We start from the raw sequence: 17,989 nt of genomic DNA, 5'->3' as shown, positions 1-17,989 counted from the left end.
GGCTTTGTTCATTACTGTCTTCAGATTAACGATACATACCGATGTCTTTCTGAATATGAGCTGACAAATCTTCCGCGTAGTAACCACGTGGTGTTGAGTTATCTACAAAAAGAATGTCTAGTAAGTGTGCAATCAATCCTTTGAAGTTGACCGAGTAGGTCTTCTTATCCATAGAGGTTGGTAAAGCTACATTTGTCATTTGCATTGCTTGTGCCATGATTGCCTCTCTTTAAAGCAGTAATAGGTTTTGTTGGGTGTATAATAGTCACATCGTTTCAGTTTAAAAAGTGACAAAAACTACCCTTTCGAATTACTTTTTCTAATAAAACAAACTCATAACAAACACTGAATATACTAATACTCGCCAGGCGAATATTTATTCAAATTAGCCCAATAATGCTTGAATAACTTTAAGTTACCTCATATTCCAACCCGATTTAGCAACATTTTATTAACCAATATAATATTCAATATCAAATTAACACACCAAACACGTCAATATTTTTGATTAGTAATATGGCTCTTCTCCGCTTTCATGAGTCAAACAACATCAATGAACCTATCATAATCACATGATTTATAATGCTTATTTTTATTATAAGTTTGTAGTGTATTTTGTCGTCTTTGTATTCCTCGTTGTTTTGCTTTAAAGGTCAGTGTGTCGAATCTTGTTCAATAGAAGAAGTGTCCCAATCAGTTTTCGTTCGTTGCCGTCGAGACCGAAGATATAAGGTCAAAGATCCAATCACAGGTGCAACCTGCACCGTAGACCACTATGTCAAAAGACGACTTCAGGATCTGCCTGTTAGCGGACGGCCATGCACGATAGAAGTTGAACTGGCTAAAACCAGAGATAAAGACGGAAGACGGCTAATTGAAGATACTGACTATGTCTCTAAAGGAGGTCGCTATACCGCTCGCTTTTGCAAGTTTATCAGTGGATTATGCCGCCACATGAGCATACATGCCGTGTCTCAGCATTTAGGTATTCGGTGGGAAACAGTCAAAAACATCGATAGAGAATACTTGCGTTCAAGCCTGCCAGCTTTAGAACCCGAGAAACTAAAGAACTTACTCCACATTGGCGTTGATGAAGTAGCTAGAGCTAAACGACACGATTATATGACCGTCGTTTACGACCTTGTTTCTGGTCATTTAATTTGGGTAGAACATGGACGAAAAGCAGAAGTCCTTATCTCATTTTTCGAGCAACTATCAGAGGAAACAAAGGCTGGAATTAAAGCGGTATCAATGGATATGGGGCAAGCTTACCAATCAGCGGTAAGAAAAATGTTACCTCATGCAGACATCGTTTTTGACCGATTCCATGTGATGCAAAACTACTGCATTTTAATCAGAAAAGAGAGAGCGAAAGCTTTTAGGATTGGCTCGCACGATGAGAAAAGGATGCTTAAAGGCACACTCTTCCTCCTACTGAAAAATGCACAGAAATTGGATGACAAGCAGTCTGACAGACTCGACGATTTACTTGAGAGTAACAAGACGTTGTGCGTGATTTATATGCTAAAAGAGCAGCTACAAGCGATATGGGATGAGCCTTGTTACGAGACCATGACAGCCGCTCTTGAAGCTTGGTGCCGTCTAGCAAAGTCAACTCGGATAATGTCACTAAGCAGCTTTGCAGACTCAATATTAGAAAGAAAAGTAGGTATCTGTAACTACGCAAAATACAAGCTGACCAACGCTCGGGTTGAGGCTGGCAATGTATCTATAGGGTTACTCAGACGAAGAGCCAGAGGAGTAAGAGATACAGATTATTTTAAGTTGAAGATCAGACAAACATCGGTTCCTGATACCCACTCAACTTTTTACCCAAATATCAAGCTCACCTAAGCGGAGAAGAACCGTAATATTAACTCTGGATACTGCATCTTCTTTGTTCTTATAAACCGAAGCGACTACGGCCGAGGTCATCACCAAGATTAGGAATGTGAGAGACCAAATCGTCGGTATTTCATAGTCCGTACCAACCAAAAGCATTTTCACACCAATAAACATCATGATCACAGACAAAGCTGGCTTCAAGTAAACGAACTTATCTAACATTGCTTGTAATACAAAATACAATGAGCGAAGCCCAAGTAACGCAAATACGTTCGCTGCAAGCACCAAGAAGGGCTCACGTGTGACTGCAAAAATCGCGGGAATTGAGTCCAATGCAAACATCACATCCATTACCGCGATCACCGCTACGACGATGAACATCGGTGTCGCCAACCACTTACCCGCCTGCTTCACTATCATGTGGTTATTGTGGTAACCATCAGTTACTGGAATGAGTTTACGGATAAACTTCTCCGGATACGGGGTAACCTCTTCGTTTTCATCACTCCCTTGCGCGAGTTTAATACCGGTCCAAATCAGAAATGCCGCGAATAAGTACAATACCCAGTGATATTGAGCCAATAGCTGCGCCCCGACAGCAATCATGACGGCACGAAGTAACAGCGCACCAATCACACCCCAAAGCAATGCTCTCGGTCGTAAATATTCAGGCACGTTGTACTGAGCAAAAATGATTGCGAAAACAAACAGGTTATCAACACTGAGTGATTTCTCCAGCAGATACCCGGTAAGGAACGAAACTGCCGCTTTTGTATTGGTATAGTGGCTATGAGGCGCATAAAAATCCCAGAACAGATAGATAGACCCCGCAAACACAAAGGCCAACAAAAACCAAAAGATGCTCCAAGTAATGGCTTTTTTCATCGACACAACGCCACCGCGCGTTTGGTAAATATCAAGCGCGACTAAAACGAGTGTAAATAGCCCGAAAACGGCATACATATTGAGAGATTCTTGAAGCAGAACCGATTGACTAACTTGGGTGGTATTTTCAATAAGAGACATGATTCCTCCTACGCGGAAGAACCACTGGTTTGGTGACCTTCCGCATACAATATAAACCAACAGCCACATGAATCATGTGTCTGCCAATTGTTGAATGCGTTGGTCTCGTTGAAGTGCCAAATTAAATGAATCAATGACACCTTTACTTACCGGATAAGCATACGCTTAACGAGATGACGATAAGTAAACTTGCGCTAACTACTCCCCAAACGGGGTCATCATACGCCTGTCATTTTAATTTTCCAACAAAGAATAGCTATCGATAAGGCAGAGATACTTTATGACATTCAAAGCATTACATTAATGAATGTGATGCCCATAAAAAAGGGAGCACGACTGTGCTCCCTTTTCTTAATATTTTGCTCAGCTCAATATCCCATCACAGGCATAACATGTGCTAGTAATGACCAAGCGGCAACCCAAGCAACAACTACCGCAACATCACTCCAGTCTTTGTTCCACATCCGTTTTACCTTCACCCCATTTATCATGGAAAGATAAGCAAGATGAGTACCCAAAATGGCTAACTACGCTGCTGAGTATAGAATTTGTGATTTTGGTTCAAGCAGTTAGGATCATCAGTGAGCAGTTCAATGAAACAATCCGCCATAGACAGATTGCTGACACTTCCCTCACCTTCCATATCCAATAAGGCTTCGTAACCTTCTTTGCCTTTCATTGTATATGCCGATGAGGTACCACGATACCAAACCTCATCTTGTACCTTGATCCAGCGATTCTCGTTGAAGATCTCTAATACGGTAATGCGTTTCCCTTTAGGAAGATGGGCTTTGTACTCAAAGTTCAGGTTGTATGTGTACGGATAACTACCAGAACCGGTGCCTTCAACACCATTGTTCAACGCGTTATTAATTGCGCCTTCTAAAGCTCGGCGAATCACACTTCCCTGCACGTTATAAAAACCAATAGGAACGGCAAATGGCAATAAACGTCCGGCAACATCGGCAATCGTAAGTTTACCCGGGTTGAGTGACGTTCTTACGCCACCAGCGTTGTGAATGGCGAACTGAATTTCATGTCCACGTTGATTTAAACTGTGCAAGAATGAATGCGCCACCGCGGAAGCGAGTTCGCTACCGCCAAATTCATCAGGTATACGAACGTGGCGTTTTTTATTTTCGACATTCGCGATAACCTGCGATTGAAGTGCGCGTACGCGTGGTATGTACTTGTCCGTTAAAATCGCCTGCGTCTCAGGGTGTTTTTTACACACGACAACATTTGGCTGACCATGAATAAAGTCACACGCTGTTTCAAATACGCCCTGGTCCAGTTGTTGGTTGAGTGAAGAATCCCAAAATATACGACGGCCAAGTAAAAGCTCATTTTGACCATTTAGCATCGTCGCTCTGCCATCTTCATCAAACTCGAGTACACAGTGTCCAATCGTCAGTGCATGAAAGCCAGCTTGAACCACATACGTCCCGTTAACGTTCACCCCGTATTGGTCGTCTTTACCTAAGCCTATCGATGAGAAATCGCCTTGCAGACGATGACTATGGCCACCAACGATGATCCCAATTCCGTCAACCTGTTCTGCGAGTTCTAAGTCACCTTCGTAACCCAGGTGGCTAAGCAATATGATGTTTTTTATTCCAGCCGCGTGGATTTGCTCAACCGTCGCTTTAGCTGTTTCAATCGCTGCCACGAAAGGAGTATCTGCATCGGGATTCGCAATATCACTCATTTTATCGATCGACAGACCAAAAATGGCCACTGGTACGCCATCAAACTCTTTCACCATATATTGCGCGCTTTGAGTTTGATGCTGATAACTCAGCACATTGCCACAATCACTCACTCGATGAGTTTTAGAAACTGATTCGTTGGACAGATCCCAGTTACCAGCAAGTAATGGAAAATTGGTACGCTGACAGAACTGCGCTACGGGTTCATTACCCATATCTAATTCATGGTTGCCTAATGCCATCGCGTCGATTTGTAGCGCGTTTAGCAGGTCAGCATTGGCTTTGCCTTTAAATAAAGAAAAGTACAGAGTACCCTGGAAGCAATCACCGGCATGTAAAAATAACATTCCGTGCCCTTGGCGATTCGCATCATCACGGAGTTGTTCGACGCGTGTGGCAATGCGAGAAAAACCACCTGCACTCACGTAAGGCTCTAGCGTAACTTCTTTGTTGATTTGTAATTTTAGCTGTAATGACGTTGGCTCAAAGTAGGAATGAGTGTCATTGATGTGTGCCAGTTTTATTCTTACTGGCTTATGATTTTTATTCATTTTCATCTTCTCTCTTTTCATTCCTTATAATAATAAGGAGTGGATCATGACAGAATCATGAATTTTATGAAACAGCGAATTTCCATTTCATTTTTCCGTGACCATACATAGGTGAACTCACATTTCATAAACGTATCGATCCACTTCCTATGCAGGCTCTCGTAAATTTGTGAACTGAGCTTATAGCAACATTCAAGAATTACTATATGCTTAGAGACAGCAAGATAATTCTCTATAATTCAAATAATTGCGAGGAGGATTGAGATGAGACTAGAACGCATCGAAATCTCCGGGTTTAGAGGCATCAAACGCCTTTCACTCTCTTTTGATGAACTCACCACGCTCATTGGTGAGAATACATGGGGTAAGTCTTCATTACTTGATGCCCTATCCATTGCACTACCAACAGACGGGAATCTATATGAGTTTGACCTGAAAGATTTTCACGTTGATTACTCTATCTCCCACCCTCAATCTCAGCATATCGAGATTATTCTTTGCTTTAAAGCACAAGATAGGCAAGAGGTAAAAGCGGGCCGTTACCGTAGGATTAAGCCTGCTTGGTGTACAAAAGACAATGGAGAGCATGTAATCTACTACAGAATCAGTGGCTCTCGTGTCGGTCATGACATCACGACTCAGTATACGTTTCTCGATAATGAAGGGAAAACAATAAAGATCCATCATTCTGAAAAACTTGCTATTGAATTAATGACGCTACATCCTGTCATTCGCTTAAGAGACTCTCGTCGTTTCCCTCACCCATCTCATATCAACGGTGACAATAAAAATTCCCGGATTGAAAAGCGCATCGACAACACTTGTAGACGACTATTAGCCATGCCAGGTCAAGTCAATAAGGGGGAAATTCGCAGTAGCCTTTCTTCTATGCAAACGTTGATCGATCACTATTTCGCGTTCCGAAGTACCAGCAGAGGGAACCCAAGGAAGCCTAGAGACGGACTGTTTTATAATAGCCATCCTTCCGATAAAGGCCTGAGCCAATATTTAAGAGAAACTAACGATAAGCAGAGTCGCTTACTTCTAATGGGCTTGCTTAACACTTACCTGCAAGCGAAAGGACCAACCGAACTAAGGCGTTGTGCACGACCAATCTTAATCATTGAAGATCCTGAAGGTCGCTTACACCCTACTCATTTAGCGAGAGCCTGGTCCTTGCTTCAACTACTGCCGATGCAAAAAATTCTGACCACTAACAGTGGGAGTTTGCTCGGTTCCGTTCCGCTTTATTCGATACGGCGTCTGTACCGCCTGTCTGATCGCACTATCGCGAAGAGCCTTAATCCATCTAAATTCGGGCGAGATGAACTAAGGCGTATTGGTTTTCACATACGCTTTCACCGAGCAGGTGCGCTTTTTGCTCGTTGCTGGTTGCTAGTGGAAGGTGAAACCGAAGTCTGGCTTTTTAATGAGTTAGCGCGTCAATGTGGTTATGATTTAGCGGCTGAAGGTGTTCAGATAGTCGAGTTTGCTCAGTCTGGCTTGCGTTCAATAATTAAAGTCGCAAAAGAGTTTGGTATTGACTGGCACGTAGTAACAGACGGCGATGCCGCTGGTAAAAAGTACGCTCATACGGTTCGTTCACAATTAGAGCATGACCAGGAGCGCCACCGTTTAACCGAGTTGCCTGATCGAGATATTGAGCATTTCCTTTACAACCATGGATTTGAAGTTTTCTTTAAAGACATGATAAAGGTTCCTCACGATCATCAAATTCCCGCGAAAAAAGTGGTCAACCGAGTGCTAAAAAAACATGCCAAGCCTGATTTAGCCCTAGCGATTGTTTCGCATTGTGAAGAGAACGGCGTGGAATGTATCCCTGTTCTATTGCGCTGGACCCTAAAACGTATCGTTACTATGGCAAGTGGGAATACTTAGGGCGGAAAAAGTAAAAAAAAGCACACTATTAAAGTGTGCTTGTATCAAATATCAATAACTTTGATGAATAGCATTGAGAAGAAAAGTACTCTCAGTGCTCAGTGGATACCAATTAGATCGGGGGTCACTACTGCACTTGCTCTGCGAGCGAAGAAGTTGAAGTAGTATTTGATTTCGAGTGTAACCAAAGACCAGTCGCTTTCATTAGATAACCAAATACACCACCTAATACCAGCGACGGTACAACAAGTTGCCAGTTACCATCCGCTGCAAAGGTTGCACATGAGCCGATAAATGTACCAGGAATGTAAGATAACCAAGCTTGCTTAGCTTGAATACACATAAAGAAAGCCACAATTGCCGTTATTACATAGCCCAGAATTTCTAACCCTACGTAGGTTGAACCATAGATAATGACCATAGCCCAGAACACGCCGGTTAAATTTGTAATAAGGCTGGTTGCCAATCCTTTCAGGCCACTTGTCGGGGAGGCAAAGTAACTAGTACAACCTAAAAACCCCGCCCAGGATAGTAGGCCTAAAGAGATAGCTATCCATCCCCAAACGCCGGACAAAATCCCAGTAGTAATAGAAATCGCTAATAGTGTCGTCATGGTATTCGTACCTGCTTAGCTAGTATCAGACCCTTCTGGTTTGATAACTGGCGTTAAACATTGAAATCAAGAACCGATACTAGAAGTATTCCCTCAGCTTATCGGTGACGCTGATCACAAATAAATAACTTGTGTTTCATTTATTACACTATAAATTTGACGTAAACGATAAATCAACAGATTTAGTAAATAACAAACACCGTCATTCATGCGATATTACCAAGCGCTATAGAATCGTCGGCTTCCCTTTCATCATGCGTAAGCCTTCGCGCTTAATGCAGTCTACTAATGGGTTTTCTGCCATATCCGCTCGCCAGATGAATGAAAGCGTGCGCTCCATTTTGAGCTCTGGAACATCTAAGGCAACCAGCAGACCAGCTTGGATATACCGCTCGACATCCAAATAAGGTAAGCAGGTTAAGTACTGGCCATTAGCCACTAAGCTACGAAGTACTGGCACATGTTCGTATTCACGCCAAACATCAAGATCCTCGATAAGTTTACTGATCGAACTATCGAAGGTTTTGCGTGTACCAGAACCATCTTCACGCAATACCCACTTTGCTTGTTCTAACTGGGCTAAACTTACGGTTTGGCGCTTGGCAAAAGGATGATGTGAAGCCGCGACAACCGTCAGATGGTCGCGACACCAGACTTCCTGGTGCAAACGGTTGTCATCACAGCGGCCTTCAATGATTCCCAAGTCGTACTTGTAATCCAATACGCCTTCAAGGACGCTTCTGGTACTTTTCACCTTTAAAGAGATACGCATCTCAGGAAAGTCATTATCAATAATACTGATAAGATCAGGGACTAAGTGTTCTGCAGGCGTTTGACTCGCACAAATACGAACCTCCCCACTCAACAAATGTTGCTCGTAAAAGCCCATTTCAATCTGTAAAGCATCTTGCAGCAAGCGTTTTGCTTTTGGCCTCAGCCACACTCCCCAATGGGTTAACGCCATTTGCTTGCCCTGCCTTTCAAATAATGGCCGACCAAGCATTTTTTCCAATTGTGAGAGCGACATACTTGTCGCCGATTGTGTCAAAGCCAGCTTGTCTGCAGCCTGACTTACACTTCCAGAATCGGCAACTGCATTAAAAACGGCTAATTGCTTTAGTGAATAGCGCAATGTGTCCTCCTTTACGAGCGAGTATTCCCATACCCTCACCTGATTAAAAACATAAGCAACGGCATTCATTTTACTCATCTTCGATCAGTTATCAATTGAATTGATGTGAACCTTAAACAATATCAATTTTCCCTGTCGGAATTTTCCTATTAGCCTGATTGTGCGGTTGAGGAATACCGCAGTTCTAAATACAAAAACAATCGTTATGAGTTTATAAATCAAGGAGTTTTTATGGCATCAAAAACTAAGGAGTCAGTATGGCGGTGATCAACTCTGACAATCACCAGTATTTTTCTCCGAAAGAAATGATGGCTGAAGCAGAGAAGTTTGCACTGAGCAAAGCCCAAAAAACGAGCTCGATGACACTCAGTCTTGCCGCAATGGCTGGCGCATTTATCGGTTTGGCATTCTTGTTCTATATCACCGTGACAACGGGTAGCGCAGGTGCAGGTTGGGGATTGAGTCGTCTTGCAGGCGGAATAGCTTTCAGTATGGGTTTGATCCTGATCGTTATCTGTGGAGGCGAACTGTTCACTAGCTCAGTGCTCTCAAGCATATCCTGGGCGAACAAGCAGATATCTTTTGGAAAAATGCTATCAATTTGGGGCAAGGTCTATGTGGGTAACTTTATTGGAGCAATGCTGTTGCTCGCATTGGTTACAGCGGCAGGCTTATACCAAATGGACGGCGGTCAATGGGGATTGAATGCGCTTAACATCGCACAGCACAAACTGCATCACACGTTAGTTCAGGCGTTTGCACTCGGTATTCTATGTAACCTTTTGGTGTGTCTAGCAATCTGGCTAACCTTTAGTTCTGCAAATGCGATGACAAAAGCGGCAATGACGATTTTACCTGTCGCTATGTTCGTAAGCAGTGGCTTCGAGCACTGTGTCGCCAATATGTTCATGGTCCCGCTTGGCATTGTTATCGCTAATTTTGCGCCAGAGTCGTTCTGGCTGTCTGTCGGCGTTCCTGCATCCCAATACGCAGACCTCAATGTGTTTCACTTTGTCACTGCAAACTTAATCCCGGTAACACTAGGAAATATAGTAGGCGGCGCTGTATTAGTTGGCTTATCAAACTGGTGTATTTTCCGTCGACCTGAGCTAAAAGCCGCCAACATTCAAACCATCACTAAAACAACACCACTCATGTCAGTTAAGGAATCCAACATGAAAAATAGCTCTTTTGTTAAGGACATTATGAACCCTGCTCCAGTGACTATCAGCGCAGAAACTCCGGTAGTCACAGCACTTGATACCTTACTTGATCATCACTTAACCAGCGCCCCTGTCGTTGATGTTCATAATCGTTTAGTGGGCTTCCTGTCGGCGCACGATATTATGGTCGATCTTTGGTGCGAGGATTACATTCCGGTTAACGGTCAGAAAGTGGTTGATTTGATGAGCCGTGACATTGTCGCTATTGATGCTGGTGACCGTTTAGTCGATGTGGTTGAGTTTATGTGTATCGACAAAGAAAAGCTCTTCCCTACAAGCAATATGGGCATTGCAACACGCTTAACTTCTCTTTCTTTGGAAGAGCGTGCCAAGAGTATGAACGTCAGTAAACCGCAAGTGCTTCCGGTATTAGAGAATGGACTCTTAGTCGGCGTAGTAACACGTGTCGAAATAATGAATGCATTACGTACCGTTTACGGTGAGCGTTTGAATCTAGTAGAACAAGACGAATTAGAAACCGCATAACAATAAAACACTAACTTTAGTTAGTTGGCACTAAAAAAGCGCTCTTCGTTTGAAGAGCGCTTTAATATTATTATACGAGTGACAATAAATTACTTCTTAACGCCTTCGATATGAAGTTCCATATCCACATAGCTAGAAGAACCCATTACAGGGATATCAAAATCTGCTAGCTCTAGACGAGTAGTACCAACGAAACCAGCACGCTCACCACCCCATGGGTCGTTACCTGCGCCAACGAATTCCGCTTCAATAGTGATAGGCTTGGTTACACCGTGAAGTGTCAAATCACCAGTTACATCTAGTTTGCCGTCGCCTTTATCCGTTACTTTTGTACTAGTAAACGTTGCTTGACCAAATTTACCTGCATCGATGAAATCACCGCTACGGATGTGCTTATCACGCTCCGCATGGTTTGAATCCAGACTTGTGGTATCAACAACAACATTCACTTTAGCGTCAGCAACGTTGTTCTCATCAAAAGAAAAGTCACCAGAAAATGTATTAAAACGACCTTTGATGAAGCTGTAACCCAAGTGACTTACTTTGAAGTTAATCGAAGCGTGAGCCCCTTTCGTATCAATAACGTAGTCTGCTGCTTGCGCACCAAACGGAAGTGCCATAGCGATCGCTAATCCTGTAGCAAATAGTGACTTTTTCATTTTGAAGCTCCTAACATTTTTCTTAATGTGTTGTCTTTATCGATAAAGTGATGTTTAAGTGCAGCAACGGCATGTAAACCAGCAATTAGGACGATAGCCCAAGCTGCGTAAAAGTGAATTTCACCCGCCAGATCAGATTGATTTGGGAACAACTCGCCTGCGCCAGGTACGGTAAACCACTCGAATACTTCGATACCTCGACCATCCGAGGTTGAAATCAGGTAACCCGTTACGAAAATGGTAATAAGTAACAAATACATCGCACCATGCGCTAACTTAGCTGCGATGATTTCATGGTTTTTGCCTTCTGGCTTAGGAGATGCACTCATGTGCTTCCATACGATCCGGAATAACGTGACTATCGCGAGTAGGATTCCAATAGAACGATGGTAATGAGGTGCCGTACGATACCACTCGCTGTAGTAACTCAAATCGACCATCCATAAGCCGACCGCAAATAAGCCAACAATAACGATGGCTGATAACCAGTGCATCGCGCGGGTCAGAAGGTTGTAGTTTTTTACGGATGTATCCATCTCAATTCCCAAGAATTTTCTGTGTTGATATTGAATAAGAAACAACACATTAACCGATTTACTTTATATGAAACAGATTATTTACCATTATTTACATCTAGCCAATTACAGCACATCTACCAACCTGTTCGAATTTTTTGAATAAGTTAAATGTAAGAATTCATGAATTTTAGAGTTTTACTTCCTGTTCTATCTCATAAAGTTCGTCGGAAACTTCTAGCATACGGCGCTCGAATAAGGCTTTGGCATCTTCAACTCCTTTGTTGTAGTACACTGCCCCAAGCTTTTCAGTGATAAAATCAATGAGAAATTCGCAATCAAACTGACCGATTTCAATACTTAGTTCGTCTTCCATATAATCTTGAATCGCCGTTGATAATGTTTCTTTTTGTGTTCTGTCTAATTTAATCATTTACTGCTCTCTAAATTTCATCGTCCAATTATCGACCTCACGACAATCTACTCTATCCAACAATCACTAGGACTATCTAAGATATTGATGGATAGAATTCCTAATTTTGATGTTTAGATCAAGAAGTTGCCGATTCAACTTAGTCTATGCTAAAAAGACTATGCTAATTTTTTCTCATCGTTTTTATAACCGTTAAGGGATTTTCTTTGCTACTCGACTTAGTAATACAAAGTGTTAATGATTTTCAGGAAGACTGCCTCAAGATCTGCGAAAAGCACTACCCTGCGGTTCACAACCAAGGGATGAGTGAACATCATTTAGGTCTCGCGTTTTCAAGGCGGATGGAGCATACGCTTCGTCACTTTGGCCACAGCAGTGTCATTAAACCACTTGAAGTACTTAATGCTCCCGACCTTCCCCACCATTACCGCATTACTTCAGAGATTGGCACCGTGTGGGTTTTGAGTTATCACATGGTCAGTGCGGGTAAACCTTGTCGCGAAAAAATGCTTGCTTCGATAACCGAGTGGCAAAGCGAATATGGCTACGCGTTACAGCCTAACGATTTGCTTTTTCTGGTTTGTGATCACTGGATAAGTAGAAGTAAAACTAGCAGGGAGCTACTGCATTGGTGGATGGGTGAGTTACCGGATCCAATAAATGAATATACTGAACAAGGTATTACTTTATACACCAGTGAGTCACAGCTTACGCAATCGCTCAATTCTCGCTTTGATATCAACCCATGCTATATCAAATTTGGCCACCCATTACGCCGATCAAACAAACAGCAACTTGTTCGAAAATATCTCCAGCTATACGCCGTATTGCAGTGGTAGCTTAAAGATGGGAATACGTACCTTATCAATCTATCTATACATTTGTTTGATACCGCTCGATAAATCTTATTAACACTAACTAACGAGCTTGCCTCATCAGGTCGCGCGCGCTTAGATTCTTATAATCAATGAAGCTTGATGTACTCGCATCGATGATAAGCATTAATTTAGGTTGTAATAATGATGAGTATCTCGCAGCTTACTTGCTGCATTTCTAAACAGGCAGATGGACAGTACATCGCAAAATATCAAAATTTAACACTGAAAAGCGTATTTCAACCCATTTATCAAAAGGATCATTCTATTGTTGGTCTGGAAGCACTGGTAAGAATCACCGATATTGACGGCTCGACGATCCGCCCTGACTATTTTTTCCAGTCAGAAAGCATTCCGGTTTCAGACCAATTTAATGTCGAACGTTTAAGTCGCTTGATACACATAAAGAACTTTGGCCAATCGCGCTACCAACATAAGAAGCTCTTTCTCAATGTGCTTCCTACAGCAGCAGAAATGATGTTACAGGACATGTCGTACTGTCAGTTGCTCAAGCAGACCATCAGTCAGTCTCATTTGAAAACAGAGCAGATTGTGTTGGAGTTAATCGAGTTGGATGCGAACGATGAATCCTGTTTTTATCAATCAACGCAAGAACTCAGTAGATGCGGCTTTAAGCTTGCGATAGACGATTATGGTGTTAATGCATCGACAATAGAGCGAGTTGAATCTGTTCAACCTTACATCATTAAGATGGACCGTTCATTACTGGTTAAATACGAACATGGCGACCTGTCGTCACTGACAAGTGCGCTTTTATTGGCAAAAAACTTACGCGCGAAAACCGTTATCGAAGGAATTGAAACCGAGCATCAACTTAATTTAATGAAGAAACTCGGCTTCGATATGTATCAAGGCTATTACCTTGCACTTCCAGAAACGTTAGCCGTTTATGATCAAGCGAAAACAGCCTAATTCATTTGATATTTACCAAATGAACCAATTACTTAAGTTTATCAACGAATCTAAGTCATCAATAAACTTAACCCACTAAAAACTAAGTTATCGACGGTTTTTACCACGATTTTTATGGATAGCTAACTTGGCTTTAAGTTTTCGTTTTTCTGCCGAGCGACTTTTACGGCCACCACCGTGACGTTCAGGCTCGACCTCTTCGATTAAACTAGGTTCAAAACCCGCCAACCATTCTTGTGGCAATCGCTGATCCAGTAAGTTTTCAATCGCATGCAACAGATACTCTTCGTCTCGGCTCATTAAGGATACGGCAAGTCCAGAATTACCCGCTCGTCCTGTACGACCAATACGGTGTACGTAATCTTCAGCTTTAAACGGCATATCAAAGTTAATTACTTGCTCTAGTTCCTGAATATCAAGCCCTCGGGCTGCAACATCAGTCGCAATCAATGCACGTACTTTACCCTGTTTAAATTCATCCAATGCGCGTTGACGAGCACCTTGTGACTTATCACCATTAATCGACACAGCTTTTATGCCATCTAGCTTTAACTCTTTCGCCAGTTCGTCACTACCCTGTTTTGTTTTGGTAAACACCAGCACTTGTTGCCAGTTTTTTGAACCAATTAAATAGGCGAGCAATTCACGTTTACGCTTCTTGTCGACGGGATAAACTATCTGTGTAACCGTTTCAGCGGTCGTGTTTGGTGGAGTAACTTCAATTTCAACCGGAGAATCCATCAGCTTATAAGCAATGGTTTTAATGCGCTTTTCAAACGTTGCGGAAAATAGCATGATCTGTTTTTCATCTGGCAAGCGGCGTAGGATTCGTTGCAAATCAGGCCAAAATCCCATATCTAACATACGATCGGCTTCATCGAGTACAAGCGTATTCGTCTTTGAGATGTTTACATTGCCGTTAAACAAATGATCCAACAAGCGTCCAGGGGTCGCAATCAGAATGTCCGCGCCATCCTCAAGTTTTTTCTTCTGAACACCAATACTGGTACCACCGTATACACAAACAATGCGTAATGCCGTCTGGGACGCGTACTGAGACAAACTTTCGAAGACTTGTTGAGCGAGTTCACGCGTAGGTACCAAAATTAGAGCTTTTGGCGTTCCGTTCAGTTTTTCTTGCTGTACGCTTTGAATAATAGGCAGTCCAAACGCAGCCGTTTTACCAGTACCCGTTTGTGCAGCAGCGAGCAGGTTTTTTCCTTCCAGAACATGGGGAATCGACTTTTCTTGCACCGGTGTCGGAGTCACGATGTTTAATGTGCTCAGAGTTTCCACCAGATTTTGTTCAATGCCAAGGTCAGCAAAATTAACGGACATGATAAACCTCATAATTTTTGGAGCGCAGAGTTTACCAGAGCACTCCAGACCATACTACCTTTACACTCTATGCATTGATTAATTGCTGGTGGAACTCAAAGGCTTGTCGAAGCACATCACGGTATAGAAGCGGAAATTTAGCCTCTAATGTCGCATATTGTTCATCTAATACCGCGAAAGTAGTCGTCAGATCTGACATTCTAGGACTTCTTTGGGACATACGATGCAGAGCAAATTCGATATTTTCTAAATCCTGATAGGACTGAAGCCATCCACCCGTCCACATCCTGCTATGCAGAACAAGAAAACGCTCTGGCAATTGCTCGCCAACGTCTCTGTCAACGCGCTGGTAGGCAGCATTTACAAATTTATCCAGAGAGTGGTGGTGAAACGCAGACCACTGTTTAGCTAAACAGTGATCCCAAAACATATCAAGAGCAATGGGAGCGAAGCGTCGCGAAACACCAGTAAAGTGAGGCTTGCACACTTCAACAATAGGATGATGGTCTGTTATACGATCGACAAACCGATGAAGTTTGATGCCATTAGAAATATCACTTTGATACTGTTTGCTTGGATCCCCTTTCACGAAGTCTCCAAGCAAATTCCCCAATAAATGGCTGTTACAGTGATCTGCGATGTGTAGATGGGCAAGAAAGTTCATTAGACGCCATATTGCCGTTAGGCTTGATGTAACATGAACTTAGTATAACGTCTTGAGCACAGCGTTGATAATTAAGTGACACTCTACTCAGATTCGTTTTCTGAGCCAAAGTAATCCGACAAGATGATGCCAATTTCCATTGCATCTAGTAGCTCTAGGTTCTCGTCGTTTTGGTACTGGTCGCTCATTGTGACCTCCTTTGTTTTATTTTGAAGCGTACTTGCTTCTTCCTACTGACAATCTATGTCAGTGAATCCTTTTTATAATCTTTATATGACACATTCATGACAGCGAAAAGTAAAGATTTAATTTCCTATGAGCAACATCAAAGGTAATCGTTTGCATATCGGTAAGCTCTCAGCTCACTGCTTGTTTTTAACGGACAAATGACTCAAAGCCAATGTCTAGCGCCACTACATAAGTTGACTTATGTCACATATAATTAAATTAACGTTATAGATATTACATTTTTTAATGATTTGGGTCTCATGTTTTCCTCAACACTGACGATAACGAGATGAAATACCTTATATCTCAAACGGAGTGTTAAATGAGAGAAGTTGAGTTTAGAACTATAGATCGACTCTTTATTAAGATGTCTATAAATGACAAAGTCTGGGTTATCTTCCTACTGTTTCTGCTGGCTCTAACTTCGGTTGCAGGGAGCCGTTACTACAACGAAATCAACCAGTTTGAACATCAAGCAATCATTTCTGCACAGGCGAAACTTTCGGGGATCATCGACGCAAAACCAAGCAATATCTATCAAGTCGATGGCATCACAGAAGCAAATAGACAACAGCAGAGTCTATTCATAGACGGGTCTGTCACTGTTTATTCACACACTGACAACGGGGAAGTGATTAAATTAGCCGAAGATAGAAGTACAGAATATAAACAAGTTAAGTCTAATGCCCTAACCTCGCTGCTGCTTAGCTTTATTTGGGTTCTTCCATTTGCCTTGTTTTGTTACTGGGTTGCCACTTTCATTGGAGGTGCACTTTGGGTTCTTTACACTACGACTCAAAAAATTGGTGAAGGTGATCTGACGTCTCGCTTAGGCTTTCATCCGGGCCGAGACGAATTCGGTACCATTGGTTGCGCACTCGACAAATCAATGGATACGCTGACGGAGCTAGTTAATAGTGTTAAAAATAACGCGTACACGTTAAGTGAAACGTCTTCAGCTTTCGAAAAAGACATGCTATTAAGCGAAACTCAGATATCTCATCAGTATCAAACGCTCGATTCTGTCGCGACCGCGATGGAAGAAATGACGGCTTCTGCAAAAGAAGTTTCAAGTATTTCGCAACAGGCGACCTCACAATCCGATCAGGATGCGCACAAAATTGAACAAAGTCGTGGCCGCGTACAAAATGTTATTGGCGAGATAGAAACCTTATCTTCTTTCATTGAGCAAGTAGCGAATTCTGTTACCCATTTAAATGAGAACACAACGCAAATTAATGAGGTAATCACAACCATTAATGCGATTTCTGAACAAACCAATCTACTTGCGCTTAATGCAGCCATCGAAGCCGCTCGAGCGGGTGAACAAGGCCGTGGTTTTGCAGTTGTCGCGGATGAAGTACGCACACTAGCCAGCCGCACGCAGCAAGCTACTGTAGAGATTCAGGCAATGATTGAGAAGCTGCATACTGAAAGCCAAAACATCGCATCTATCACTGAACGTACAGTTAAACAAGCGCAAACCAGTAGCCATCTAATTGATGAAATTGGTCATGACATTTCTTCAATTGCTGATTCAGCGCGTTCATTAATGGACATGAGTATCCAAATTTCTACTTCAGCAGAAGAGCAAAGTGCTGTCGCCAACGACATTGCATCGGAGCTCACAGACATTCGCTCACAATCCAGCACGATTAGAGAAGTGGCGCAACAGTCAACAATTGGGGTTGCGAATTTAACCAAAGCGTCTGTTGATTTGGGAGAGGTACTTCTTCGTTATCGTACCAAGTAATAATGACTGGGCTCCTAAAAAGAGCCCAGTGTGTTTATCTGGCTTATTTTCATTTCGATTTTGTTAACCCAACATTTACAAACTGTCGACCTAATTGAAATATTTGA

Annotated in this window: 16 protein-coding genes; 6 read left to right on the top strand and 10 right to left on the bottom strand. The window is 42.4% G+C overall.

Going from position 1 to position 17,989, the window contains the following annotated elements; genetic code table 11:
* Positions 1-25: 25 nt before the first annotated feature.
* Positions 26-217 carry a hypothetical protein gene (locus tag L9Q40_RS09640; RefSeq protein WP_014234260.1) on the bottom strand — a complete coding sequence of 64 codons (192 nt, stop codon included), beginning with the start codon at positions 215-217 and terminating at the stop codon, positions 26-28.
* 398 nt (positions 218-615) lie between these two features.
* Between L9Q40_RS09640 and L9Q40_RS09635 the strand changes: the two genes are divergently transcribed.
* A complete protein-coding gene (locus L9Q40_RS09635) occupies positions 616-1,854 on the top strand; it encodes an ISL3 family transposase (RefSeq protein ID WP_498791601.1) in 1,239 nt (412 codons plus the stop codon).
* Here the strand turns inward: L9Q40_RS09635 and L9Q40_RS09630 are convergent.
* Positions 1,822-2,871 carry a TerC/Alx family metal homeostasis membrane protein gene (locus L9Q40_RS09630; RefSeq protein WP_498793118.1) on the bottom strand — a complete coding sequence of 350 codons (1,050 nt, stop codon included), beginning with the start codon at positions 2,869-2,871 and terminating at the stop codon, positions 1,822-1,824. The two genes, L9Q40_RS09635 and L9Q40_RS09630, sit on opposite strands and share 33 nt — an antisense overlap.
* Before the next feature lie 523 nt (positions 2,872-3,394).
* Positions 3,395-5,137, bottom strand: coding sequence for a bifunctional metallophosphatase/5'-nucleotidase (locus L9Q40_RS09625; protein WP_498793117.1), 1,743 nt, complete (start codon positions 5,135-5,137; stop codon positions 3,395-3,397).
* 258 nt (positions 5,138-5,395) lie between these two features.
* Here L9Q40_RS09625 and L9Q40_RS09620 point away from each other — a divergent pair, with 258 nt between their 5' ends.
* Positions 5,396-7,030 carry an ATP-dependent endonuclease gene (locus L9Q40_RS09620; RefSeq protein ID WP_498793116.1) on the top strand — a complete coding sequence of 545 codons (1,635 nt, stop codon included), beginning with the start codon at positions 5,396-5,398 and terminating at the stop codon, positions 7,028-7,030.
* A 127-nt stretch (positions 7,031-7,157) separates the two neighbouring features.
* Here L9Q40_RS09620 and L9Q40_RS09615 read toward each other — a convergent pair whose 3' ends face one another.
* The gene (locus L9Q40_RS09615) at positions 7,158-7,643 is read right to left on the bottom strand and encodes a DUF1097 domain-containing protein (protein ID WP_020334913.1); all 486 of its coding nucleotides are present in this window, start codon (positions 7,641-7,643) and stop codon (positions 7,158-7,160) included.
* Positions 7,644-7,869: 226 nt separating this feature from the next.
* Positions 7,870-8,775: a LysR substrate-binding domain-containing protein gene (locus L9Q40_RS09610; RefSeq protein ID WP_372379178.1), complete on the bottom strand. Its 906-nt coding sequence runs from the start codon at positions 8,773-8,775 to the stop codon at positions 7,870-7,872.
* Between the two features lie 257 nt (positions 8,776-9,032).
* Between L9Q40_RS09610 and focA the strand changes: the two genes are divergently transcribed.
* Positions 9,033-10,484 carry a formate transporter FocA gene (gene focA, locus L9Q40_RS09605; RefSeq protein WP_239951069.1) on the top strand — a complete coding sequence of 484 codons (1,452 nt, stop codon included), beginning with the start codon at positions 9,033-9,035 and terminating at the stop codon, positions 10,482-10,484.
* Between the two features lie 89 nt (positions 10,485-10,573).
* Here the strand turns inward: focA and L9Q40_RS09600 are convergent, their stop codons facing one another.
* From L9Q40_RS09600 to L9Q40_RS09590, 3 genes are all read right to left on the bottom strand, one after another.
* Positions 10,574-11,143 carry a YceI family protein gene (locus L9Q40_RS09600; RefSeq protein ID WP_014234267.1) on the bottom strand — a complete coding sequence of 190 codons (570 nt, stop codon included), beginning with the start codon at positions 11,141-11,143 and terminating at the stop codon, positions 10,574-10,576.
* Complete coding sequence (locus L9Q40_RS09595; protein ID WP_420659596.1) at positions 11,140-11,679, bottom strand: cytochrome b; 540 nt, start codon at positions 11,677-11,679, stop codon at positions 11,140-11,142. The genes L9Q40_RS09600 and L9Q40_RS09595 overlap by 4 nt, the downstream gene beginning before the upstream one ends.
* A gap of 169 nt (positions 11,680-11,848) precedes the next feature.
* Positions 11,849-12,091, bottom strand: a complete 243-nt coding sequence (locus L9Q40_RS09590; protein ID WP_014234269.1) for a DUF2164 domain-containing protein — start codon at positions 12,089-12,091, stop codon at positions 11,849-11,851.
* Positions 12,092-12,297: 206 nt separating this feature from the next.
* Here L9Q40_RS09590 and L9Q40_RS09585 point away from each other — a divergent pair, with 206 nt between their 5' ends.
* Together L9Q40_RS09585 and L9Q40_RS09580 are read left to right on the top strand one after the other, a co-directional pair.
* Positions 12,298-12,930, top strand: a complete 633-nt coding sequence (locus L9Q40_RS09585; protein WP_498793113.1) for a hypothetical protein — start codon at positions 12,298-12,300, stop codon at positions 12,928-12,930.
* A 180-nt stretch (positions 12,931-13,110) separates the two neighbouring features.
* Positions 13,111-13,899, top strand: a complete 789-nt coding sequence (locus tag L9Q40_RS09580; RefSeq protein WP_498793112.1) for an EAL domain-containing protein — start codon at positions 13,111-13,113, stop codon at positions 13,897-13,899.
* Between the two features lie 87 nt (positions 13,900-13,986).
* On the opposite strand, the gene L9Q40_RS09575 is transcribed toward L9Q40_RS09580, so the two are convergent.
* Complete coding sequence (locus L9Q40_RS09575) at positions 13,987-15,237, bottom strand: DEAD/DEAH box helicase (protein WP_498793111.1); 1,251 nt, start codon at positions 15,235-15,237, stop codon at positions 13,987-13,989.
* Between the two features lie 67 nt (positions 15,238-15,304).
* A complete protein-coding gene (locus tag L9Q40_RS09570; RefSeq protein WP_498793110.1) occupies positions 15,305-15,901 on the bottom strand; it encodes an acyl carrier protein phosphodiesterase in 597 nt (198 codons plus the stop codon).
* A gap of 550 nt (positions 15,902-16,451) precedes the next feature.
* On the opposite strand from L9Q40_RS09570, the gene L9Q40_RS09565 reads away from it, so the two are divergent.
* Positions 16,452-17,882, top strand: coding sequence for a methyl-accepting chemotaxis protein (locus tag L9Q40_RS09565; protein ID WP_498793108.1), 1,431 nt, complete (start codon positions 16,452-16,454; stop codon positions 17,880-17,882).
* Positions 17,883-17,989: the final 107 nt, after the last annotated feature.

Source organism: Allocatenococcus thiocycli (assembly GCF_921292965.1).
Taxonomy (GTDB): Bacteria; Pseudomonadota; Gammaproteobacteria; order Enterobacterales; family Vibrionaceae; genus Vibrio; species Vibrio natriegens.
The sequence above is the reverse complement of the archived record's forward strand: the minus strand, read 5'-3'. Positions and strand labels throughout refer to the sequence as shown.

Bases quoted from the DNA above. Each gene is read 5' to 3' on its own strand.
- L9Q40_RS09640 (WP_014234260.1), bottom strand. From the start codon at position 217: ATGGCACAAGCAATGCAAATGACAAATGTAGCTTTACCAACCTCTATG.
- L9Q40_RS09630 (WP_498793118.1), bottom strand. From the start codon at position 2,871: ATGTCTCTTATTGAAAATACCACCCAAGTTAGTCAATCGGTTCTGCTT.
- L9Q40_RS09625 (WP_498793117.1), bottom strand. From the start codon at position 5,137: ATGAAAATGAATAAAAATCATAAGCCAGTAAGAATAAAACTGGCACAC.
- L9Q40_RS09620 (WP_498793116.1), top strand. From the start codon at position 5,396: ATGAGACTAGAACGCATCGAAATCTCCGGGTTTAGAGGCATCAAACGC.
- L9Q40_RS09615 (WP_020334913.1), bottom strand. From the start codon at position 7,643: ATGACGACACTATTAGCGATTTCTATTACTACTGGGATTTTGTCCGGC.
- focA (WP_239951069.1), top strand. From the start codon at position 9,033: ATGGCGGTGATCAACTCTGACAATCACCAGTATTTTTCTCCGAAAGAA.
- L9Q40_RS09600 (WP_014234267.1), bottom strand. From the start codon at position 11,143: ATGAAAAAGTCACTATTTGCTACAGGATTAGCGATCGCTATGGCACTT.
- L9Q40_RS09595 (WP_420659596.1), bottom strand. From the start codon at position 11,679: ATGGATACATCCGTAAAAAACTACAACCTTCTGACCCGCGCGATGCAC.
- L9Q40_RS09590 (WP_014234269.1), bottom strand. From the start codon at position 12,091: ATGATTAAATTAGACAGAACACAAAAAGAAACATTATCAACGGCGATT.
- L9Q40_RS09580 (WP_498793112.1), top strand. From the start codon at position 13,111: ATGATGAGTATCTCGCAGCTTACTTGCTGCATTTCTAAACAGGCAGAT.
- L9Q40_RS09575 (WP_498793111.1), bottom strand. From the start codon at position 15,237: ATGTCCGTTAATTTTGCTGACCTTGGCATTGAACAAAATCTGGTGGAA.
- L9Q40_RS09570 (WP_498793110.1), bottom strand. From the start codon at position 15,901: ATGAACTTTCTTGCCCATCTACACATCGCAGATCACTGTAACAGCCAT.
- L9Q40_RS09565 (WP_498793108.1), top strand. From the start codon at position 16,452: ATGAGAGAAGTTGAGTTTAGAACTATAGATCGACTCTTTATTAAGATG.